At 30.8% G+C, this 22439-nt stretch carries 20 protein-coding genes; 9 read left to right on the forward strand and 11 right to left on the reverse strand.

The window, feature by feature from the left end:
• Nucleotides 1-141 precede the first annotated feature (141 nt).
• The 4 genes from ACWI69_RS04990 to ACWI69_RS05005 are packed head-to-tail and all read left to right on the forward strand — an operon-like array spanning nucleotide 142 to nucleotide 3940.
• A complete protein-coding gene (locus ACWI69_RS04990; RefSeq protein ID WP_448820750.1) occupies nucleotides 142-1329 on the forward strand; it encodes a galactokinase in 1188 nt (395 codons plus the stop codon).
• Nucleotides 1329-2816 (forward strand): UDP-glucose--hexose-1-phosphate uridylyltransferase, encoded by a 1488-nt coding sequence (galT, locus tag ACWI69_RS04995; protein ID WP_448820751.1) that lies wholly within the window; start codon nucleotides 1329-1331, stop codon nucleotides 2814-2816. Before ACWI69_RS04990 ends, galT begins: the two co-directional genes overlap by 1 nt.
• A gap of 32 nt (nucleotides 2817-2848) precedes the next feature.
• The gene (locus ACWI69_RS05000) at nucleotides 2849-3136 is read left to right on the forward strand and encodes a GIY-YIG nuclease family protein (protein WP_448820752.1); all 288 of its coding nucleotides are present in this window, start codon (nucleotides 2849-2851) and stop codon (nucleotides 3134-3136) included.
• A 15-nt stretch (nucleotides 3137-3151) separates the two neighbouring features.
• Nucleotides 3152-3940 carry a sulfite exporter TauE/SafE family protein gene (locus ACWI69_RS05005; protein ID WP_448820753.1) on the forward strand — a complete coding sequence of 263 codons (789 nt, stop codon included), beginning with the start codon at nucleotides 3152-3154 and terminating at the stop codon, nucleotides 3938-3940.
• A 51-nt stretch (nucleotides 3941-3991) separates the two neighbouring features.
• Here the strand turns inward: ACWI69_RS05005 and ACWI69_RS05010 are convergent, their stop codons facing one another.
• The 4 genes from ACWI69_RS05010 to ACWI69_RS05025 form a co-directional block, all read right to left on the reverse strand.
• A complete protein-coding gene (locus ACWI69_RS05010; protein WP_448820754.1) occupies nucleotides 3992-4216 on the reverse strand; it encodes a YMGG-like glycine zipper-containing protein in 225 nt (74 codons plus the stop codon).
• Nucleotides 4217-4291: 75 nt separating this feature from the next.
• The gene (locus ACWI69_RS05015; protein ID WP_448820755.1) at nucleotides 4292-4531 is read right to left on the reverse strand and encodes a TIGR03905 family TSCPD domain-containing protein; all 240 of its coding nucleotides are present in this window, start codon (nucleotides 4529-4531) and stop codon (nucleotides 4292-4294) included.
• A 44-nt stretch (nucleotides 4532-4575) separates the two neighbouring features.
• Nucleotides 4576-4995, reverse strand: coding sequence for an RrF2 family transcriptional regulator (locus ACWI69_RS05020; protein ID WP_448820756.1), 420 nt, complete (start codon nucleotides 4993-4995; stop codon nucleotides 4576-4578).
• 84 nt (nucleotides 4996-5079) lie between these two features.
• Nucleotides 5080-5286, reverse strand: a complete 207-nt coding sequence (locus tag ACWI69_RS05025) for a hypothetical protein (protein WP_448820757.1) — start codon at nucleotides 5284-5286, stop codon at nucleotides 5080-5082.
• Between the two features lie 177 nt (nucleotides 5287-5463).
• Here ACWI69_RS05025 and ACWI69_RS05030 point away from each other — a divergent pair, with 177 nt between their 5' ends.
• The 5 genes from ACWI69_RS05030 (at nucleotide 5464) to ACWI69_RS05050 (ending at nucleotide 14410) form a co-directional block, all read left to right on the forward strand.
• Entirely contained in the window at nucleotides 5464-6156 is a 693-nt protein-coding gene (locus tag ACWI69_RS05030; protein ID WP_448820758.1) for a hypothetical protein, read from the forward strand.
• 53 nt (nucleotides 6157-6209) lie between these two features.
• Nucleotides 6210-8042 (forward strand): hypothetical protein, encoded by a 1833-nt coding sequence (locus tag ACWI69_RS05035; protein ID WP_448820759.1) that lies wholly within the window; start codon nucleotides 6210-6212, stop codon nucleotides 8040-8042.
• A gap of 109 nt (nucleotides 8043-8151) precedes the next feature.
• Nucleotides 8152-11031: a UvrD-helicase domain-containing protein gene (locus tag ACWI69_RS05040; protein WP_448820760.1), complete on the forward strand. Its 2880-nt coding sequence runs from the start codon at nucleotides 8152-8154 to the stop codon at nucleotides 11029-11031.
• On the forward strand, nucleotides 11006-12937 hold the full coding sequence (locus tag ACWI69_RS05045; protein ID WP_448820761.1) for a [FeFe] hydrogenase, group A: 1932 nt from the start codon (nucleotides 11006-11008) through the stop codon (nucleotides 12935-12937). The genes ACWI69_RS05040 and ACWI69_RS05045 overlap by 26 nt, the downstream gene beginning before the upstream one ends.
• Nucleotides 12938-12964: 27 nt before the next feature.
• Complete coding sequence (locus ACWI69_RS05050) at nucleotides 12965-14410, forward strand: DUF4403 family protein (protein WP_448820762.1); 1446 nt, start codon at nucleotides 12965-12967, stop codon at nucleotides 14408-14410.
• Nucleotides 14411-14453: 43 nt separating this feature from the next.
• Here ACWI69_RS05050 and ACWI69_RS05055 read toward each other — a convergent pair whose 3' ends face one another.
• The 7 genes from ACWI69_RS05055 to hydF all read right to left on the reverse strand — a co-directional run bounded on the left by ACWI69_RS05055 (nucleotide 14454) and on the right by hydF (nucleotide 22435).
• Nucleotides 14454-15401, reverse strand: a complete 948-nt coding sequence (locus ACWI69_RS05055) for a Gfo/Idh/MocA family protein (protein WP_448820763.1) — start codon at nucleotides 15399-15401, stop codon at nucleotides 14454-14456.
• Between the two features lie 16 nt (nucleotides 15402-15417).
• Nucleotides 15418-16056, reverse strand: coding sequence for a cyclodeaminase/cyclohydrolase family protein (locus tag ACWI69_RS05060; RefSeq protein WP_448820764.1), 639 nt, complete (start codon nucleotides 16054-16056; stop codon nucleotides 15418-15420).
• Nucleotides 16057-16062: 6 nt separating this feature from the next.
• Nucleotides 16063-17319, reverse strand: coding sequence for an imidazolonepropionase (hutI, locus tag ACWI69_RS05065; RefSeq protein WP_448820765.1), 1257 nt, complete (start codon nucleotides 17317-17319; stop codon nucleotides 16063-16065).
• A 21-nt stretch (nucleotides 17320-17340) separates the two neighbouring features.
• Nucleotides 17341-18237: a glutamate formimidoyltransferase gene (ftcD, locus tag ACWI69_RS05070; RefSeq protein ID WP_448820766.1), complete on the reverse strand. Its 897-nt coding sequence runs from the start codon at nucleotides 18235-18237 to the stop codon at nucleotides 17341-17343.
• A gap of 12 nt (nucleotides 18238-18249) precedes the next feature.
• Entirely contained in the window at nucleotides 18250-19782 is a 1533-nt protein-coding gene (hutH, locus tag ACWI69_RS05075; protein ID WP_448820767.1) for a histidine ammonia-lyase, read from the reverse strand.
• An 18-nt stretch (nucleotides 19783-19800) separates the two neighbouring features.
• On the reverse strand, nucleotides 19801-21102 hold the full coding sequence (locus tag ACWI69_RS05080) for a Na+/H+ antiporter family protein (RefSeq protein ID WP_448820768.1): 1302 nt from the start codon (nucleotides 21100-21102) through the stop codon (nucleotides 19801-19803).
• A gap of 145 nt (nucleotides 21103-21247) precedes the next feature.
• Entirely contained in the window at nucleotides 21248-22435 is a 1188-nt protein-coding gene (hydF, locus tag ACWI69_RS05085; protein WP_448820769.1) for a [FeFe] hydrogenase H-cluster maturation GTPase HydF, read from the reverse strand.
• Nucleotides 22436-22439: the final 4 nt, after the last annotated feature.

Raw genomic sequence — 22439 nt, forward strand, 5'->3', positions numbered from 1 at the left:
ACTCTTCAAGTCAATGTATTTAACATTAACTTTTTTTACTTTTTTAATTAACTTTGTTTTAAAATTACATTTTTACTTTGTAAGTAATCCATTTTTAAAGTATACTCAAATCAAAACAGTAAAACAAAGGGGAGATTATTTATGGAACTTATCAATAACTTAGTAAAAAACTTTAAAAAAGAGTTTAAAAAAGAAGAGGGAATTTCAACTGAAGTTTTTTTTGCTCCAGGTAGAGTCAATTTAATTGGGGAACATATCGATTACAACGGTGGAAAAGTTTTTCCATGTGCATTAGATTTTGGTACTTATGCTGTTGTCACTAAAAGAGAGGACAAAACTTTTAGAATGTATTCTGAGAATTTTAAAAATTTGGGGATTATCGAGTTTTCTTTAGATTGTTTAGTATATGATAAAAAAGATGACTGGGCTAACTATCCTAAAGGGGTTATAAAGACTTTTTTAAATTCTGGTTTTGATATAGATAGTGGATTTGATGTTCTATTCTTTGGAAATATACCTAATGGCGCTGGTTTGTCATCTTCAGCTTCTATCGAAGTCCTAACCTCAGTAATTCTTAAGACTCTATTTAATTTGAACATTGATATGATTGAAATGGTTAAACTTAGCCAAAAAACAGAGAATGAATTTATTGGTGTCAATTGCGGTATAATGGATCAATTCTCTATTGGAATGGGTAAAAAAGATCATGCTGTTCTTCTGGACTGTAACACACTTGAATACAGCTATGCTCCATTTATTTTAAGTAACACCTCCATTATTATTGCAAACACAAATAAAAGAAGAGGTCTTGGTGAATCTAAGTACAACGAAAGAAGAGATTCTTGTGAAAGTGCTCTGAAAGATTTAAAAGAAAACGGTGTCAACATTGATACTCTTTGTGATATGGATTCAGAAATGTTTGAAAATACAAAACATTTTATAAAATCTGAAGAAGCAATACCCAGAGTAAGACACGCTGTCACTGAAAACGAAAGAGTTCTAAAAGCTATGAAATGCTTAAAAAACGGAAATGTATCAACTTTTGGAAAACTTATGAATAGCTCTCATAAATCTTTAAAAGAGGATTATGAAGTTACTGGTATTGAACTTGATAGTTTAGTTGAAGCTGCTTGGAAGGAAGAGGGAACTATTGGTTCTAGAATGACAGGAGCAGGATTTGGTGGATGTACAGTATCTCTTGTTAAAAATGATTGCATTGAAAAATTTATTGAAAATGTTGGAAAGAAATACAAGGAAAAAACAGGTTTAGAAGCTACATTCTATATTGGAAATCCAGGTGATGGAGCTAAAAAGTTAGGTGATTTCTAATGATTTACTCTTTGATACAAGAACTTTTAAATTATGGGCTACAAAAGAGATTAATCGATTCATCTGAAGAGATTTATTCAAGAAATCTTTTACTTGATGTTCTCTCCTTAAATGATTGGAAATACGAAGATGCTAAAACAGGAAGGGATATCGAAGTTATACTTTTAGATTTTTGCCACTGGGCTACTAAAAATAATTTAATCAATGACTCTCCGGCAGAAATGGAGCTTTTAGATACTAAGCTAATGAATTGTATCACTCCTAGACCAAAAGAAGTTATCAATAAATTTAATGAGGACTTTAAAATTTCATCTGAAAAAGCGACAGCTAATTACTATGAATTCTCAAAAAATACAAACTACATTAGAGAGGCCAGAATAAAACGAAATCTACATTGGTTTTCAAATACACCTTATGGTAACTTAGAGATAACTATCAATTTAGCCAAGCCTGAAAAAGATCCTAAGGATATCGAAAGAGAAAAACTTATGCCCAAATCTTCATATCCAAACTGTCTTTTATGCTTAGAAAATGTTGGGTATAGTGGAAGACTCAATCATCCAGCTAGGCAGACTCATAGAGTTATCCCTATGAATTTGAAATCTGAAAATTGGTATTTCCAATTTTCTCCGTACGTTTATTATAATGAACATTCTATTGTCTTCTGTGGTGAACATAGACCTATGAAGATAAATAAAGATACTTTTGACCGACTCTTAGAATTTATCGAAATTTTTCCACACTATTGTGTGGGTTCTAATGCTGATTTACCAATAGTTGGGGGCTCTATTCTATCTCACGACCATTATCAAGCTGGTAAACACGTATTCCCTATGGAGAAAGCTCCGATAGAAAATACATTTACAATGAAAAACTTCCCTGAAGTCGATTGTGGAACTATTAAATGGCCTGTATCTGTTATTAGAATCTCTTCAAAAGATAAGAAAACTCTGTCAAAAGCAGCCGAATATATTTTTGAAAAATGGAAAAATTATAGTGATGAAAGTGTAAATATCCTAGCTTATACTGGAGATATTCCACATAACACAGTCACACCTATTGCTAGAAAATCTGGAAATAAATATCAAATAGACTTAGCACTGAGAAATAACCGAACTTCATCCGAGCACCCTTTAGGTATATTTCATCCACATTCTGAAGTTCACAACATAAAAAAAGAAAATATTGGGCTTATCGAAGTAATGGGACTTGCCATTTTACCGGGAAGACTTCAAGAGGAGATGACTCTTTTAGAAAAGGAACTAAAAAAACCAGATTGGATAACAACCTTAAAAGAGAACCCTATTCTTAATAAACATTATGAGTGGATTAAAAATATAGTATCTAAAAGAGATGAGACTATAACATCCGATATTTTAAAAGAGGAGATTGGAAAAACTTTCTCCATAGTTTTAGAACACGCAGGTGTCTTTAAAAGGAATACTCTAGGAAAAAAAGCTTTTAAAAAGTTCACTGACACATTATAATATCCTATATAACTATTGTAGCGAGGATATATATGGATAATTTAAACAAAAAGTGGTACGTTTACATTTTGAGATGTGAAAATAACTCTCTATACACAGGTATCACTACGGATGTTATAAAGCGATTTCAGCAACACATAGCTGGAAAAGGAGCAAAATACACAAAAATTTATAAACCAATAAAGATTGAGGCAATCTTTATCAAAGAAAATAGGTCTGAAGCTTCTAAAGAGGAACTTAGAATTAAAAAATTGACTAAGCGAGAAAAAGAGAGATTGTGCAAAAATAGTTTTAGTGATATACTCAAAACAAATAATTAACTAGGGGGCACTTTAATGTTCGAAACCTTTTTTTCAGAGATTTCTTTAATCAATTTTATATTTTTAGCTTCCGCTTGTTTTTGTGCAGCTTTTGTTGACGCTATTGCCGGTGGAGGTGGATTGATTAGTTTACCAGCCTTTTTAGCTGCGGGACTTAATCCACATATGGCACTCGGAACAAATAAACTTGCAGCTTTTTTCTCAAGTAGTGGAAGCGCCTTTAAGTTTGCTCGTTCAGGAATGATAAATTGGGCTTTAATTAAATACCTAATTCCTTTCTCTTTTATTGGAGCTATTCTAGGAGTTAAAGCGGTTATTTTAATTGATTCAAAATATCTCTATCCTATTGCATTTTTTCTACTTGTTTTTGTTCTTATCTATACTTTAAAAAACAAAAATTTGGGTAATCATGACAATTTTCAAGGAGTAAATTCTAAAAACCTAAAACTTGGAATACTTATGGCATTTTCTCTTGGATTTTATGATGGATTTTTCGGTCCAGGAACGGGGTCATTTATAATATTTGGGTTTATTGAAATTTTTAAATTAGATTTTATTAGAGCCAGTGGAAATTCAAAATTTTTAAATTTAGCTAGTAATGTTGCTAGTGTTATCACATTCATGTACTATGGTAAAATTGTATATATGTATGCTCTTACAGTTGGAATCGTAATGCTAATTGGTGCTAGTTTTGGTGCTAAAGTTGCTGTCACAAGAGGAACAAAATTTATACGCCCTGTTTTTCTTATTATAACAACTATTGTTACAGCTAAAATGGCTCTAACTTTTTTACAACAAGTATAAATATACTCAAATAATAAAAACCCTCTTTTTAATCAGAGGGTTTTTTATTTCCTAATTTCCTAAAATATTCCCTTTTTTGTCGTAGTTATCCACTGCTGCCCCACCTAATGCTCCAACACCTGCTCCTATTAAAGCGCCTTTAGAATTTCCCGAAATCGCCGTTCCAACTAACGCCCCAGCTCCAGCTCCTACCAATGCACTTTTTTCTCTAGATGTCATGTTTGAGCAACCTACTAACATTAAACCTAAAATTGAACCTACAAGTAATTTTTTCATTTTAAAGACCTCCTAAATTAAATCAATACAACCATTTATCTCTTTATACTATCTAATTTTAGAATTTCCTTGCTATTAAACTAACTCTCTCAACAATTTAGCCAATTGGTCTGGACAAGATGTTCCTCTCTCTGAGCAATCAATCCCTTCCAGTTTTTGTATTACATTTTCCACTTTCATGCCTTCAACCAACTTTTCAATAGCAACAGTATTTCCGTCGCATCCTCCAAAAAATTGAATTTTTTCAACAATATCTCCATTTAACTCTATACCGATTTTTTTTGCACAAACACCCTTTGTTTTCAAAATTTTCATTTCCCAAAATCTCCCTTTTAAATTCTTCTTAAAAATATGCGAGTTTAATATGAATCGTATCCTGAACAATTTTCAATCTTATCCATAGTTATTTTTTCTAATTCCTCTTTTATTTTCAAATTAACTCCCTCTAATTTACATCTTAATCCACATGAAGCCATTTTAGAAGCTGTACAACTCGTCTTGTCTTCAAAACATCCATTGACTTTAATTCCACCCTCTAAAACCTCTATTATATCGTATACACTTATATCTTTAGGTCTTTTTGCTGCTATATAACCACCTTTTGCACCACGAAATGATTCTACTAAATCAGATGAAGTTAACTTCCCAAGAATTTTAAGTGTAAACCTTATAGAAACACCTGAAATTTCTGAAATCTCCTTTGCATCCATTTTTCTATTTGTTTCACACAATAAAAGTACAATTCTTATCCCGTAATCAACTTCTCTACTTATTAACATTGCTCCTCCATTTTTTTTAATTTCAATACCAATATTGTAGACCATTTTTTAGTATAAATCAATACATATTTTATATAATTTAAACTAGTTAAATAATATAAAAAATAGTATGACTATGAAATCTACTATAAAAATTTTGGTAAGAAGATTTTTCCTATACATTGGATTACTAAATAATCTAATATAATCGTTAATCCCTAAGTAACCTCTATATTTTTCATTCATAAAAAAATATGTAAATGCGTCAAAAGTCAGCACTATTAGGTTATATACCATTAACCTCTGAACCATATCAGCCTCCTTAAACTCTTCGATATAATAATATATTACTTTATGTATCATATAATGTCAAATATTTGAAGATTACTATATTTTAAATTGAATTTTTGATTAAAATGAATTATAATGATATCAGTTAGTATAATATCTATAATATAAATAAAGTATCAATCTATAAGGGGGAGAGCTATGAGTTTTTTATTTAAACTTTTTAACAATAAGGACATCAAGGAACTCGAAAAAATCAATCTAACTTTAAATAAAAAGTTACAAAATCTTCAGAAAGAATTGGAGGAGAAAGAAGTTCTTATTAATAATTACTCTTCTTTGCAATCTAAGCCAAATACTGACTATTCTAAGCAATGGCAACTTATGGAAAAAAATCTTAGAAATCTACAAGAAGAAAATAGAATATTAAAGGAGAACTTCATTAAATTGAGTAGAATTATTCCAAGAGAGCAGTGGAAATACTCTTTTTTAGTTGATTTGCACCATTTTTATTCAGCTAATAAATTTGTAAGTATCAGAGAAAAGCTTTTAGAAGCTGGCATTAAATATTTACAAGAAATTGAGGAAGAGATGTTTTCGACTCTTTTAAAAGATGAGCGTTATGTACAAGAGGGACTTCAAAAATTTTTAGATTATAAGAATGGAATTATTGATTGGGATGTAAAAACTTTCTTGATAAAAGGCGATAAAATAACTAAAATTTATCAAAAATCTAGGAAATTTTTAAACATTTTATCTGAACAAAATATTGAGTTTATGGCTGATTTAGATTCTTTTGATTTTCAATCTCTCACTGAGTTTGGATTTTCTCAAGAGGATATAAACACTTTTAAACAAAAATATGAATCATATAATGCCGAAAGAAAAATATAATAGCTTTTACCTAGTTTCTATATTAGGCGTAGAGTTTTGGGGAGGAAATTTTGATGAGTACATATAAATTATGGTGCAACTACCTTAGAATTGATAGATTTATTTATCCAGATGAAAAAAAATTAAAATTTTTAAATTTTTGTCAGGAAAATAATGTAATTTACCTATCTGAAATAGATGAGGAATTACTAACTCAATACTCCAAAGTACCTGGGGTTGGTCCTGGAAGGATTGCAGATATAAAAAACGATCTATCTGAGATTGTCGAAAGATTTTCAAAACAAAAAACTTTTAAAAAAATTGTTGATTGTCGTCTAGACAAGATAATTTTTAATATCAAACATATCGAAGGGATTACTGTTGGAGAATTTTTAAACTATAACCAAAAAGATATCGATTCTATGCAACTATCTAACAATGAATTGGAAAGAATCTACGAAATATGTACTACCACTCTTCCTTTGGAAGAAACTTTGAAAAAAATTAAAACTACTCTTTCTCGAGATGACATTCAACTTTTAGTTGATAGGCTTGAAAATAATAAAACTTTAGAGGAGATTGGCACTCTAAGAAATATCAGTCGTGAACGAACTCGACAAATTGAAATAAAATTGAAGCAAATTATTGCAAATATATTTAAAAATACAAATCTAAATATCGCATTGAAAATTGAAGCTGACTTCAAAGATGAAATATCTTTAGATGAGATGTATGAACTTTTTGGTGCAGATTATCGTTTTTTAGTTAGTTTTTTAAAAAGAAATGAGATTTTTTCAAGACCTTTCTATATAGATTTCTTGGATTTATTTCTTTTCGATAGAAGAGAGCGTTTCTTTAAAATTTTCTACTCATTAGAATTTACTAATATTTTAACCACAGATAATGTCAAAACAATTAGAAGTAGTTTTAAAAGTTTTAAATGGATTACTCAAGATGAAATTGAAAAAATCATAACAAAATTAGGTTATGAGAAGCATGGCAAATATTATGTTCAAAATAGTGGATATAAAGATATTTTAGAACTTTATTTTGTCAAATTAGTTTCTCACCCCCTAAGAGTAGATGAAAATACAATTAAACTGATTATTGAGGATATTAATTCTCGATTAGACTATAATCTTTATTCCGACGAAATCAAAAATATGAATGATAACACCGCTATTTACTTGGCACGTAGATTGGAAGGTCTACTTTCAAGAATAGACGGTATTATAATGACTGATTCTAGAACTTATATCCATATAAATAAAATAAAATACAATGTCGAAGAGTTTTTGAATCTGAAAGATATTATTCTTTCATTTAATGAAAATTATATTGACAGTATTGCTGTTTATAAAAACCTAGAAACTATACTAAATAGTATTGGAATTTACTCTGATCATGTTTTTTATTCACTATTTAAGTACCATTTTGCTCAGGAACTAAATTTGAGTACAAATGGTAACAGTAGAGTTCTAACAATTGGAGAACAAGGCTTTAACAGAGTGGATGAATTAGAAAAATTTATTGAAACCGAAGGAAAAATTTTAGAAAAAAACTATATTCAAGAAAAGCTTAATTATTCCAACGTTTCTTTAAATAATGCTATCGACAACTCAAATAAGATTATAAGTTTTGATAGATCTTTTATAGGATTAATAAACTTTGTTCAAATGTCAAAGCACGAGATTGAGCTTTTTAAAGAACTCGTTGCCTCTAATGATAATGATGGAAACGTATCTATTCCAGAATTGATAAGTAAGATAAATCTTAATAAAAGTTTCAAAACTTTTATTAAGAAAAATAATATAAATAAGTACTTTATTGCTTCTTTAGTTAGATATTATTTTCCTGAATATAAAGGTGGTTGTAACTTACTGAGTAAAAAAAGTATTACAAAATGATTAGAGTCTGGTTAAATCTAGACTCTTTTTTCTTTTAACTTCTAAACTTCTTGAAAATTTAACTGAAATGATATAATATTTAACTAAGTCAAATTTTTGGAGTATAACTATGAAATTTTTAATTACTGATTACTTTTTTAAAGATATTCCCACTGAAAAAAATGAAAAAGTTCTCAATAAACTCTATTTCTTTTATAAAATAATCAAGAACTATAAAATTTTATCCAGTAAGCTTCCCAAGGGGTTTTGGATAAAAAAAATTGTGGGGAGTAATTCTCTTTATGAGTTTAGAGTTGATAGCGGTGACCGTATCTTTTTTCTTTTCAATAGCTTTTCAAGAGAAGATTCTCAAGGAAACCTTATTTTCCTGATGTACTCTTCACATGATATGGCTGTGAAAAAAGCCAAACGTAAAGAGATCAGTGAAAGTTCTTTGAAAGAGTTTGTAATTTTTGACCAAGAGAACAATATAGTATCTATTGATGAAAATTTCTTTAACTATAATAATTTAATCACCTATGAGATTATTGAGGATTCACATTTTATAGAAAACTTTTATAATAAAAAGTATAAATACTACTATTTAAATGATGAACAATATTCATGCCTTGTGGATTTCCCACCTCACTTTATCGCTGGGAGTGCTGGAAGTGGTAAAAGTACAATAACTTTGAGAAAACTTTTAAATTTGGAGGAAAACTACAAATTTTATAATATATCTAAAATTTTATACCTGACATCCAATAAATATTTAAAAGACAACTCCTTCGAACAATATCTTGAATTTAGAAAAGAGTGCAAAGAGATTGCTAAGTTTTTTACTTTAAAAGAGTTTATATGTCAAAACTTACAAATCTCTTCAAAACAAATTGTTGAATTTAACAAATTTAAAGAATTTTTCATTTTTTCTTATCCCAATAGAAAAAAGTTTAATCTTTCTATTGAAGAGATATATTCCGAAATAAATGGTATCATCAAAGGTCTGATGATCAAAGGAAATGCCGATAATTGGAATAGAGATTTAACCCGACACTCCATCTCTTTAGAAGACTATTTGAATTTGAGTTCTAAGTATTCAACATTAGATAGAGAAAGTCGTATATTTTTTTATGAAGTCTGTAAAAAGTATAATCAATGGCTAAAAAACAATAATCTTTTTGATTTAAATGACCTCTCTTTAAAACTTTTGAAAAAAAATATACAATTTGATTTCATTATAATAGATGAAATTCAAGATTTAACTGAATTACAGATTTTTACCTTAACCTCTCTTGTTAAAAATAAAGAAAATCTATTTTTAGCTGGAGATATTCACCAAATGATAAATGCTACTTTCTTTAATTTTGAAAGAATGAAAAATCTTTTTTATTCTAAATACAACAAAAAAGTCAATATAAAAATTCTTTCTAAAAACTATAGAAGTTGTAAAAAAATTGTAGATTTAGCAAATTATTTCGCAAAACTTAGAAGTTCATACATTGGAAATTTAGGAAATGACGATTACAAAGAGATTTCCATTCAAAAAGATGGGGAAGTCAACCTAACAGGAGTTAATTTTTCTCTACTTGAAAAAGCACAAAATGATGCGAATACTGCTATCGTTGTTCCTGATAATAAAACTAAAGCGGACCTTCTCGAGCAGCTTCAAAATAAACATAGGGTTTTTTCTATTCAAGAGATTAAAGGACTGGAATATAACAATATAATCTGTTATAACTTGTCATCTACATATAAACTCCAATGGGAAAAGATTTTTTCTAAAGCTACTAAACATGACCAAAAATATAGAAAATATTTCAATATTTTTTATGTTGGAATTACAAGAGCACAAGAAAATCTAATCATTATGGAATCCAATATCGAAAATAATAAAGTTCTAAAGGAGCTCCATAACTTCTTAACCCCAAACAACAATATCAATATAATAAAAAATACAGATAATACCCTTAAAGAACGCGAAAGTTGGTTAAAAGAGGGAATTAAGCTTTATAAACTGGAGCAATTAAGTGAAGCACAATATGCCTTTGAAAAAGCTGGAGAGCCAACATGGATTTTGGAGAGAGAGCTTGAAAGTGATATATCCGAACTCAATTTTAAAAATGCAACTACTAAGCTCTCAAACAAAGCATTAAAAAGTAAAGAGGTTTTTTATAGAAAATTAATAATTGATACAGCTATTGAAAATGCTCTGTTCTTTAGTGCTGCCGAATGTAATCGTACTTTTGGAATAGCGTACAAAGATAAAGAGATTAAAGAAGGGATTAAAAAGGGAATCTCGGAAAATAAATACACTCAAAAAGAACTCCAAAAAATCATTCAACTTTATAAAGAAAGAAAAGATTCAAGTTTCGTAGGAGACTTACTTTTAAAAATGAAAAGGTTCAATGAAGCACTAATATTTTATCAAACCTTAAATAATGCTTCTGGTATAAGACTGGCTCGTTGTGGAATTTTAGAAGATCACTTTAAAGAGCTTCCAAACTTTCAAGAAAAAGTTGCAGAGTTAGATGAAATTATTCTAAATAAAAATATAAATAGCTTTGATAAAAAAGATAAATTGACCGCTCTACACAGAGCACTTCTAATAAAATCTGATCCTGTACTCTTTGAAATGATACTGCATTTGGGTGGTAACCTAAATACCTTTATTAAAGGTAAAGAGTTAGTTCCCTTTTACTGTTTATACACTATGAAACTATCTAAAGAGCTTCAATTAAAATTTTTAGATATTTTTATTAAATTCAAATTTAATTTTGATAATAAGTTATTTTTTCCAATGTATTTAAAAAGTATTCCAGTCTTCAAATTTTTAGTATATAGAAAAACTTTTGATTTAACTGCTTACCAAGAGATAATTGATCAATTACTCAATAATTCAGCAGATATTTCTAATAGCCTAGAAAAAAGGAAATTAATTTTATATAAGAATATAATAAAAAACTACAAAAATAAAAGGAGAATTTATGAACAAGAAGCAAAACTTACTTAGAACAACTTTAGGTTCTTTCTTTATCGAAAGCGACCTTATGGGGGGGCTTGTAGGAGAAAACAGACTAATCACAATTTCTGGAAAAGTTAACAACCCTGGTATCTATGAGATTCCTGAAAATGCTACCCTAAGAGATATCCTAGATATTGCAGGCGGAATGAAAAATGGAAAAGATTTTAAAGCGGCTCAATTTGGATTACCTTTCGGTGGATTTGCCACTAAAGAATCACTGAATGAAGTTGTTGACTTCGATTATTTTTTCGATTCAGAGCATCCTAAAGCATTAATTATTTTATCTAACGAAAGTTGTATCGTTCAGTTCGCTAAATATTATATTGAGTTTATTTTAGGAAAATTATCAAAAGGTGAATATAGAGAATATCTTATTGCTAAATTTGAAATAGAGAGATCTTGGAGAGTTTTGGATAGAATTTCTAAAGGTAAAGGAAATATGAGAGATCTTTATCTTTTAAGACAACTCTCTAAAAATATAAAAGAAACTACACAACAAAAACATAATCTAATTGAAGAGGCACTTGATGCTTTCTATCATGAGTTTGAAGAACATATTGAAGAGCATAGATGTTATACTGGAGAGTGTCCTCAACTAGTTAAATTTAGAATCACAAGTAAATGTATTGGGTGTACTGCTTGCGCTCGAGTTTGCCCCGTTCATTGTATCGAAGGAAAAGTAAAAGAAAGACACCGTATTGATATAGAAAAGTGTACTCACTGTGGTCAGTGTGTTGCCGCCTGTCCTGTGAATGCAATCAATGAGGGAGATAATAGTTTAAAGTTCCTTAGAGACCTATCTACACCTGGAAAAATCGTTATCACTCAGATGGCACCAGCTGTTAGAGTTGCTCTAGGTGAGGCTTTCGGATTTGAAGCAGGAGTTAATATTGAAAAGAAAATAAATGGAGCACTTAGAATGCTAGGAGTAGACTATGTTTTTGATACTACTTGGGCAGCGGACCTGACTATAATGGAAGAAGCTACTGAGTTCCAACAAAGATTAGAGGCTTTTTTTAAGGGAGATGACAAAGTTAGACTACCAATACTTACATCTTGTTGCCCTGCTTGGGTTAAATTTATTGAACAAAGCTATCCCGATATGCTTGACGTTCCTTCAACGGTTAAATCTCCTATGCAAATTTTCTCTACAATCGCTAAAGATATTTGGGCTAAAGAAAAAGGATATAAAAGAGATGAAATTACAACTGTTGCTATTATGCCATGTTTAGCTAAAAAATATGAAGCCTCAAGAGAGGAGTTCTCAAGAGGAGATAATTATGATACCGATTACGTTATTACAACAAGAGAGCTGATAAAGATTTTAAAGGAAACTGAAATCGATTTAAATACAGTTGAAGAGGAGGAGTTCGATAATCCGTTAGGAGAGTATTCTGGAGCAGGTATTATTTTTGGTAGAACCGGTGGAGTTATTGAAGCTGCTACTAGGTCTACTATTGAAATGATTACAGGTGAAAGAATTGACAATATTGAGTTTGAAGCTCTAAGAGGTTGGGATGGATTTAGAAGCTGTGACTTAACAATTGGACATATTGAATTAAGAATTGGTATTGCTCACGGGCTTGAAGAAGCTAAGAAAATGCTAGATAAAATTAGAAGTGGAGAAGAGTTCTATCATGCTATTGAAATAATGGCTTGTAAAGGTGGTTGCGTCGGTGGAGGTGGACAGCCTAAAGCTATTAAAAAACAGGAAACTCTTGAGAAAAGAGCACAAGGTCTTAACAGTATCGACGTGGCTTCTGAATACAGAAGATCTCATGAAAATCCACAAGTTCTGGCTATTTATGAAAAGTATTTAGATTATCCTTTAAGCCGAAAAGCTCACGAACTTCTACATACAAAATACTTTCCAAAAATAAAAACACATAGGTAGTGCAATTATAAAATATAGGAGGTTTCAATGAAACATAATAAATATCTTTCACTTTTGGCTCTATCTTTCCTTCTAGGAAATTATGCTTATTCAGATGACATACCTACGTCTAAAATAGATGTAGATATTATGGTGAAAAAAAATCTCATTGAAAATATTATAAATAATCAATTACCATACACAATTGAAGATTCGGGTTCTGGAAGTCAAATTTTTAATGGAAATAAAAATAACTTACTGGGATTTGGTCTTGATATTCTTGGGAGTGTAGATAAAAAATTCTCTCAATTTTCGGAGTCCTTTCTTTGGGCTTATAAAATAAATCGTTCTCCTATTAATTTTTCAGCTCAAGAGCAGGAAGTTAAAGCTACTACTAATATAAATGGAAATTTCAAAGCAAGCTGGAGTAGGGAAAGCCAAAGCACAGAAATTGCACTGAATGGTACTGCTGGAATTTCAAGTATCGTCAGTATATCTCCTAATTGGCAAATAAATGCCAACAGTACACCTTTTTTAAATATATCTAATAATAATTTACCATTAGCTTTAAATATTTATGGTCTAAATCTAAAAACTGATATAAATATAGGAGATAGTCTAGAAAAAAGTATCGTTTCAAAATTAAGAGTAGCTACAAAAGAGCTTGATTCAAAAATTCAAGCTTTTGATTTGAGAGCACTCGTTGAAAAGTATTGGTTACAATTCAAAGAACCTATATTAATTAATCCTGAGTATAAACTTTGGCTGACAGTCAATCCAAAGTCTGGAAGATACTCTAACTTAGTTACTACTGATAATAACTTAGGTATCAAAGTAGGTAGTGATGTAGATTTTCATCTATATTTTGGTGAAAAACCCCCAGCACTGAACCTTACAACGCTCCCTAGTATGAACTTTGGTTTTGTAAATGATTCTTTCAATATTGTTTTACCAATTTCAAGCTCATACAAGAGTTTAAATGAGATTATAAATACAAATATAGCCAATAAAGATATTAACTTAACATCTGCTATATCTTCAAATATAAAAAACATAAATATTTCTTCAAAAGATTCCACTTTACACGCCACTGGTGATTTCACTCTATCTATTTTTGGCTTCTTACACCCAAGTGGAACTATAAAAGCTGATGTTAAACCTATCTTTAATAACGAAACAGGAGTTTTAAGTGGGGATAATTTTAATTACACATTGGAAACTAATAGCCTTATACTTAAAATAGGAAATTATTTTTTCAAAAATAAAATACTCAACCTAATAAAAAATAACTATCTATCTTTTGATCCAGCAAATGAAATGAAATTAGCCCAAAATTATCTACAGACAAAGGTTGAAAATATTGAACTTGAAAAAAATGTAAATTTAAAATCTACTATCAATACCTTTAAAATTGTGGGGTTAAATTTGACTGATGACTCTATATCTGCGATTTTCAATACTACTGGTCAGGCAACCATTGAAATATCGGAGTAAAGTTTCATAAATAAAATAAAAAATAGAGGAGAGTAATTCTCCTCTATTTTTGTGTCAATATTCTTATTACTGCTTTCGATATCTCCTTAGTATTTATCTCTGATTCAAATTTTCTATTTCGTATAAGATTTATAAACTCTTCTAATTCATAAATCATACTATTTTCTTCCTGAGACACACTTATATTTTCAATTTTTCCGTCTCTATAATGTATCTTTACATCTTGAATATTAGAGATACTATCTATTAAAATTGATCCATTTTCTCCTTGAATTTCACTTCCTATATAACTGTTTGTTATCTTTGAATAAACTATTACTCCAGCCATATTTTTATACTCTAAAAGTGCACTTCCAATACCTGAAACTCCACTATCTACAATATAATTTATCACTTTAGTATTCATTGGAATACCAAAAAGTCTCAGTGCAAAATACAATGGATAAACACCTATATCTAAATGTGCTCCCCCTCCAAATTTAGGATTAAAAATATTTGTCACTTCCCCTTTTTTTAAATTATCATACCTTGACGAATATTGACAAAAACTTCCTATAAAGCCTCTTATCTTTCCTATTTTATAAAGATTTTTTTCAATAGATTTAAAGTTTGGTAAAAATGTATTTTTCATAGCTTCCATTAAAGTTACTTTATTTTCATAAGCCACTCTATACATCTCTTCAACTTCATCCTCATCAATTCCCATTGGCTTTTCACAAAGTACGTGCTTCTTGCTTTTTAATAACTCCAAAGTTTGCCCATAGTGCAACGAATTTGGGCTTGCTATATAGACCATATCCACATTTTCTTTTTTACATAACTCTTGAAAATCTACAACTATATCGTCTACTCCATATCGCTTACCAAATTCTAACCCTTTTTTTAAATCTCTTGAATAGATTACCTTGAGCTCACAACCCTCAACTTTTTCTATCGCTTTTGCAAACTCATCTGAAATTTTACTAGTACCCACTATCGCTATTCTTATCATTGTATCTCCTTATGTATTATAAACTACTGTTGACTATATTTAAAATATCCTCTTTTAATTCTTTTGAACCAAGTAATATTTCATTTAATTGATTAATAGTTTCCATCTTAAATCGCTCATCATCTAAACTTTTCAGATTGACTTTAACGTTTAAAATTCCACCCTCTATTCCAGAGTAAAGCAACAGTGCTGATACTCCTAAATCTGTAATTGCATTTTTATTTCCATATTTTAATATAACCTTTAATGCCTTCAAAGTCCTCTCTGAAATTTTACAAATCTCCAAAGGAGCTTCTATTGCCAGTTTTAAATTTTTTTCAATATTTATTTTTCTAGATGCTTTCTCTTCATCACTCTCCTTAGGAAGTTTATACGCCGCCATAACTAAATTATATACTGCAGTATCTCTATCTATTAAATCTTCTAAAATATTTCTATAATCGTTGATTTCTTCAAAAGCACTTTTAAAAATAGTTTTTTCAACCTCTGGTAACTCTTTATACTTCACTTTGTCAAAAGTTAAGTGACCAACCATTCTTCCTAATGTACAACCTAATGCCGAAACGAGAGCTGATACTGACCCTCCCCCGGGTGCAGGACTTTTAGAATCAACTATATTTAAAAAATCTTTAACTGATAAATCTATTAACTTCATCTATCTTTAACCTCCCATCTTTTTATAAACTAGACATCCATTTTTAAAAACTTTTTTTGTATGACTCACACCAAAATGATATAAAATATAATCTATATTTGTCGCATCAAATATTACAAGGTCTGCCTTTTTTCCCTCTTCAATTGAACCAATTCTTTTTTCTCGTCCAATAGATTTTGCTGCATTTATAGTCACTGCTTTAAAAATTTCCTTAGGTCTCATTTTCAATTTTAAAGCTGCAATTTGCATTATAAGTTGCAAATTCTCTGTTGGACATGACCCCGGATTATAATCAGTAGATAGTGCCACTTGGACTCCCTCGTCTATCATTTTTCTTGCCGGAGCATACTCCTTCCCCAAACTAAATGAGGTTCCGGGTAAAAGATTTGCAATTGTTTTACTGTTTTTAAGAGCAACTATTCCATCATCACTTATTGCCATCAAATGATCCGCAGAGTTCATCTCAAATTCAACTGCTAATTCAGCACCCTTTGTATTTACTATCTCATCCGCATGAATTCTTAATTTAAAACCATATTTTTCAGCTTCTGAATACAGTCTTCTACTTTCATCATTTGAAAAAACTCCCTCTTCACAGAAAACATCAAAAAATTCTGCTAAATTTCGTTCTTTGATGATTGGAAGTAAATCAATAATTTTTTCAATATATTCTTCCCTTTTCTCCTTGTATTCCTCTGGCAAAGCATGGGCTCCCATAAATGTTGAGACTATTTCAACCTCTTGTTCATGGTTTAATCTTTCATTGACTCTAAGTTGTTTTAATTCTGTTTCATTATCAAGTCCATATCCACTTTTCGACTCCACTGTTGTAACACCAAAAGATAACATTTTTCTGAGCGATTTTTTTGCCTTATCGAGAAGCTCATCTTCACTGGACTCTCGAGTAGCTTTTACGCTACTCAATATTCCTCCACCTTTTTTTAATATTTCTAAATACGGAACACCTTGAACTTTATCTAAAAATTCATTTTCTCTAGAACCTCCATGTACCAAGTGAGTATGTGAATCTATTAACCCGGGTGTGACTACACATCCCTCTGCATCAATCAACTTTGTTGTAAATTTTATCAATTTTGACGGTACTTCCCCTTGTCCAACTTCCATTATCTCATTTCCAGAAATTGCTACATACCCATTTCCTAAAATCTCAATATTTTCCATCGAACTTTCTCCATCTCTTATAGGTATCTCTTTTCCTGTCACCAATTGCCCAATGTTGTAAATTATTAAATCTGCATTCATAAACTCACCTCATAAAAATTCTTACTTTAGTAACTCATTCTCTATGATTTTATCTACTTTAAAACCATCCAAACCTAAATAATATTCAATTGAATCTGATAATGCTTCCATTGGAACAGCTCCTATTATTTCACTTCCCAACACATTTACTCCATATCTTTTAGCTTCCATCTTTACAGTTTCAAACACTCTATAAATAGGATTTTTCTTATAATCTTTTATATTCATTGTCACTTGAACAATTCCTTTTTCTCTTAATTCTGCCGGTCCTGCTTGGATAAATCTAAATCCACCACTTGAAAATCTTATAGCTTTAGAGATCTCTTTAGCGATATTTATATCCGTCGTATCTAAATTTATATTAAAAGCTATCAAAGGCATTCTTCCTCCTACTGCGGTAACTCCCGCCGTTGGATGTGGAGCCCTCTCTCCAAAATCCGGTTCCCACTCCTCTAACTTTAATTTCTCTTTCATTCCTTCAAATTCACCTTTTCTAATAGATGGAAGTGAAACTCTATTTGGTGCTGTGGCAGATTCTTCATATAAAAATACTGGAACTTTAAATTTCTCCCAAATTTTTTTACCAACAATTTTTGAAAGTTCTACACATTCATCCATTGTCATATCTTTTATCGGTATAAAAGGAATAACATCTGTTGCTCCCATTCTTAAATGTTCTCCTTTTTGCTTATTCATATCTATAAGCTCTGCAGCTATTCCAACTGATTCTATAACTGCTGCTGCCACATCTTCTGGATCTCCTATCACAGTTATAACCGTTCTATTGTAATCAGCATCTGGTTCACATCCCATAAATTTTATATTTTTGTTACCTTTGAAAGGTGCTGCTATTTTTTCTATCTTTTCTAAATCTTTTCCTTCACTATAATTTGGAACACACTGAACCAATCTCTTCATTTCTACCCCCAACTATATCTTCAATTTACCTACATTTTCTTCTACTTTTTCCACTACTCTATTCGTTTTTATCAACTCTTCCACTTTTTCTATATCAATATACATTACTCTATCTTTATCGTAAAAATCAACTATTTCTCTAACTAATGTATGGGCTTCATTTGTTCCCTTACCTAATCTTTTTATATCTCTTAAATCTATTCCTTGACACGCAGTTAAAATCTCCATAGCAACTACTTTTCTTACATTTCCTAAAATTTCATTGGCTTTTCTTGCCGCTATAGTTCCCATAGATACATGATCTTCTTGATTAGCCGAAGATGGTATTGAATCAACGGAAGCAGGATGTGCTAAAACCTTATTTTCTGAAACCAAAGAAGCTGCACTATACTGAACAATCATAAACCCAGAGTTGAGTCCTCCATTTTCAACTAAAAATGCTGGTAGCCCATTATTTAAAGATGGATTGACCAATCTCTCTAATCTTCTTTCAGATATATTCGCCATCTCTGCCAAGGCTATTCCTAAAAAATCAAAAGGTAGTGCCATCGGTTGTCCATGAAAATTTCCACCTGATAAAACTTCATTTGCCATTGGGAAAATTATAGGATTGTCTGTAACAGCATTCATTTCAATTTCAACTTTCTCTTTTACATAATTTAAAGTATCCTTACTTGCTCCATGAACTTGAGAAGTACATCTAAGTGAATAAGGGTCTTGAACTCTCAACTCCCCTTGCTTTGTAATGGATGTACTATTTTTTAGAATCTTATTTATATTTTTGGCTGTATTAATTTGTCCTAGATGCCCCCTAACTTCTTGTATTCTTGGGTCAAAAGCACAGATAATTCCATTTAGTGCCTCCATAGATAAGCTCGCCGCAATATCTAAGTGCTTCATTAAGTTTATTGCATCATACACAGTATGTGCTCCTATAGACGTCATAACTTGTGTTCCATTGATAAGAGCCAATCCCTCTTTAGAAGATAAAGTTTTTATGGGCTTAATCCTTGCTTTTTTTAATGCCTCCTCTCCCTCATAAAGTTCACCCTTATAATATGCTTTCCCCAGTCCTAACATAACTAGAACCATATGAGATAATGGAGCTAAATCTCCAGAGGCTCCCAATGATCCTTTTTCTGGTATATATGGTGTCACACCCTTATTTATCATCTCCACTAATAAATCTAAAACTTTTTGACGTATTCCAGAGTGTCCTTGAACCAAATTATTTACTCTTAAAAGCATTATTCCTCTAACTTGATCAACTGGTAATGGATTTCCCACGCCACACGCATGACTTATTATTAAATTTCGTTGTAAAGTTGCAGTTTCCTCTTTAGAAATTATACTGTCTGAAAATTTTCCAAATCCAGTTGTTATTCCATAAGATATCTTTCCTTCCTCCACATAGTCATCAACTAATTTTCTAGCTATAGAAACTTTTTCTTTAGCTTCTTCTGAAATTTTCACCTCATATCCATTTCTTGTAACATTAATTAAGTCCTCTAAAGTTAGTTTTTTGTTTCCTATTAGTAGTTCCAAATCAATCCTGCCTCCTTTTTAGAATAATACTCCACCGATAACCCCTGCTATTATAAGAGGTATATTATAATGTATAAATGTTGGAACACAAGTATCCCATATATGATCATGCTGTCCATCAGCATCTAATCCAGCTGTCGGTCCCAATGTTGAATCTGATGCAGGAGAGCCAGCATCCCCTAGTGCACCTGCACATGCTATTAAAACAATTGTCCCCATTGGTGATATTCCTAACTCCATGCATAACGGTACATATATTGCTGCTAATATTGGGATTGTACCAAAGGAAGTTCCTATTCCCATAGTTACAAAAAGTCCAACTAATAGCATTACAAGTGATCCCATTAATTTACTTCCACCTACAATTCCACTAACCCCTTGTACTAAAGGTGCTACTGCCCCAGTTTCTCTAACAACATTTCCATATCCTGCTGCAACTAACATAATGAAGGCTATTAATCCCATAATTCCGATTCCGCCACCTATTAAACTATCTATTTCATTCCATTTAATAACTTTTGTAGCCAACATAAATCCTAAAGCAACAATAGCTCCCAAAGGCAAAGAACCAGTATAAAGTTGTATTCCAAAAGCTATAATGGCAGCTACTATAGTGTACCAATGTCTTGGTTCCATTTTCTCTGGGGCCTCTTCAGGTGTTCCACCTATTGCTGATAAATCTTTGTATTCTCTAGGTTTACTATAAGTTACAAACACTGCTATTAAAAGTCCAATTAACATAGCTATTCCCAAAATCCAAGTCACTTTCCAAACTTGGCTTAACTCTACATTCATACCATTACTTACAATTTGATCTCTGATTATTCCATGGAAAATCAGTCCAAAACCAACAGGGAGAACAATATATGGCATTTTTAATCCAAATGTTAAAGAACAAGCCATAGATCTTCTATCCATTTTTAACTTATCCATCAATTTTAATAAAGGTGGAATTAAAATTGGAATAAAAGCGATATGAACAGGTATTACATTTTGAGAAAAACAAGTTACCACAGCTATAATCAGAGCTAGTATCCATTTTTTTCCACTGACTACCTTAGATATCTTTTTCGACAGAAGAGCAGCAACTCCCGTATTATTAATTGCTACTGCTAAAGCACCTAAAAGAATATAACTAAGCGCTGTTTCCGAGTTCCCTCCCATTCCACTTATTAAAGTTTTCATAGTTCCATCAATCCCAATTCCTGAAGTTACCCCTGCTACCAAAGCTGCCACCAATATCGCTAAAATTACATTCAACTTTATCAAACTTAGCACAATCATAGTTGTAACTGATAATATTACCGGATTAAAAATCATACTACCACTCCCCTTTCTCTTAGTTCCTTAAGTGGTACTTATATTACCTCACAGATATTTTGAAGTCAATAGCTTTCTAAAAAAAAACCACAAAACTAACTCTTTTTAAAAATTAGTTTTATGGCTTTATTTTTGTCCATATTTCTTATTTAAAAATCTCCAAAGATTTATCTAAAATTCCTGTCACCTCAGCTATAACTAACCCATAATTTGTTATCGGTACATTCAATGACATAGATTCATCTATTCTACTTTGCATATGTTTTTTATTTATCATACAAGCTCCACAATGAATAACTAAAGCATACTTTGATAGGTCTTCAGGAAAATCTTTTCCTCCTACAAAAGTAAACTCAACCTCTTTTCCTGTAAAGTTCTTTACCAATTTTGGAATTTTCACCCGACCAATATCTTCATGTGAAGTATTATGTGTACACGTTTCAGCAATTAAAATTTTATCTCCATGATTTAAAGATTTTAGTTTTTTTACCCCTCTAACTAAATCATTCAAATCACCTTTTTGTCTGGCAAAAAGTATTGAAAAACTTGTCAATTTAGCTCTATCTTTTAAAATTCTATCGACATTTTTAAACGCTTGTGAATCTGTCACAACTAGGTCAATATCTTTAATATCCTCTAAGGCACTCTCTAACTCAGTATCTCTAACCACATAACTTTTTATTCCATGATCAAGACACTCTCTTATGAGTTGAACTTGAGGTAAAATTAGCCTTCCTTTGGGAGCTTCTGAATCTACAGGTACAACCATTAAAACTTTACCATTATATGGTACTAAATCTCCTAAAAGTTTTGGTTCCTCTTTCTCTTTTTTTATCTCTTTTAAAATACTTTCCTTTAGCATCAAAATAGAATCTCTATTTTTAGTCGAAACAAATATAGATGATGGAAATATTTTTTTTACTGTCTCTTTTTCTTTTTCGGATAAAAGATCCTCTTTATTTATGACAAATAGGAATGGTATATTGTATTTTCTGAATTGAAACTCTTGATCTTTATAGAATGCCATATCAATTTTTGTAGCATCCATAACCAGAATTGCAAAATCAGTTCTTTTTAACTCTTCTAAAGTTTTCTTTATTCTAAGTTTTCCAAGTGGAGTGTTATCTTCCAAACCGGCAGTATCTATAAATAATACCGGTCCAAAAGGTAAAAATTCCATGGCTTTTACTACAGAATCAGTTGTTGTTCCCTCAATTTCTGAAACAATAGATATATTTTGTTCTGTAATAGCGTTTAGAAGGGAGGATTTTCCAGAGTTAGTCTTTCCAAAAATCCCTATATGCAGTCTATTTGAATTTGGGGTATTTTTCATAATT

Source organism: Cetobacterium sp. (genome assembly GCF_977044495.1).

Coding starts and splice junctions, on each gene's coding strand:
- ACWI69_RS04990 (WP_448820750.1), top strand. CDS start 142: ATGGAACTTATCAATAACTTAGTAAAAAACTTTAAAAAAGAGTTTAAA.
- galT (WP_448820751.1), top strand. CDS start 1,329: ATGATTTACTCTTTGATACAAGAACTTTTAAATTATGGGCTACAAAAG.
- ACWI69_RS05000 (WP_448820752.1), top strand. CDS start 2,849: ATGGATAATTTAAACAAAAAGTGGTACGTTTACATTTTGAGATGTGAA.
- ACWI69_RS05005 (WP_448820753.1), top strand. CDS start 3,152: ATGTTCGAAACCTTTTTTTCAGAGATTTCTTTAATCAATTTTATATTT.
- ACWI69_RS05010 (WP_448820754.1), bottom strand. CDS start 4,216: ATGAAAAAATTACTTGTAGGTTCAATTTTAGGTTTAATGTTAGTAGGT.
- ACWI69_RS05015 (WP_448820755.1), bottom strand. CDS start 4,531: ATGAAAATTTTGAAAACAAAGGGTGTTTGTGCAAAAAAAATCGGTATA.
- ACWI69_RS05020 (WP_448820756.1), bottom strand. CDS start 4,995: ATGTTAATAAGTAGAGAAGTTGATTACGGGATAAGAATTGTACTTTTA.
- ACWI69_RS05025 (WP_448820757.1), bottom strand. CDS start 5,286: ATGGTTCAGAGGTTAATGGTATATAACCTAATAGTGCTGACTTTTGAC.
- ACWI69_RS05030 (WP_448820758.1), top strand. CDS start 5,464: ATGAGTTTTTTATTTAAACTTTTTAACAATAAGGACATCAAGGAACTC.
- ACWI69_RS05035 (WP_448820759.1), top strand. CDS start 6,210: ATGAGTACATATAAATTATGGTGCAACTACCTTAGAATTGATAGATTT.
- ACWI69_RS05040 (WP_448820760.1), top strand. CDS start 8,152: ATGAAATTTTTAATTACTGATTACTTTTTTAAAGATATTCCCACTGAA.
- ACWI69_RS05045 (WP_448820761.1), top strand. CDS start 11,006: ATGAACAAGAAGCAAAACTTACTTAGAACAACTTTAGGTTCTTTCTTT.
- ACWI69_RS05050 (WP_448820762.1), top strand. CDS start 12,965: ATGAAACATAATAAATATCTTTCACTTTTGGCTCTATCTTTCCTTCTA.
- ACWI69_RS05055 (WP_448820763.1), bottom strand. CDS start 15,401: ATGATAAGAATAGCGATAGTGGGTACTAGTAAAATTTCAGATGAGTTT.
- ACWI69_RS05060 (WP_448820764.1), bottom strand. CDS start 16,056: ATGAAGTTAATAGATTTATCAGTTAAAGATTTTTTAAATATAGTTGAT.
- hutI (WP_448820765.1), bottom strand. CDS start 17,319: ATGAATGCAGATTTAATAATTTACAACATTGGGCAATTGGTGACAGGA.
- ftcD (WP_448820766.1), bottom strand. CDS start 18,237: ATGAAGAGATTGGTTCAGTGTGTTCCAAATTATAGTGAAGGAAAAGAT.
- ACWI69_RS05080 (WP_448820768.1), bottom strand. CDS start 21,102: ATGATTTTTAATCCGGTAATATTATCAGTTACAACTATGATTGTGCTA.
- hydF (WP_448820769.1), bottom strand. CDS start 22,435: ATGAAAAATACCCCAAATTCAAATAGACTGCATATAGGGATTTTTGGA.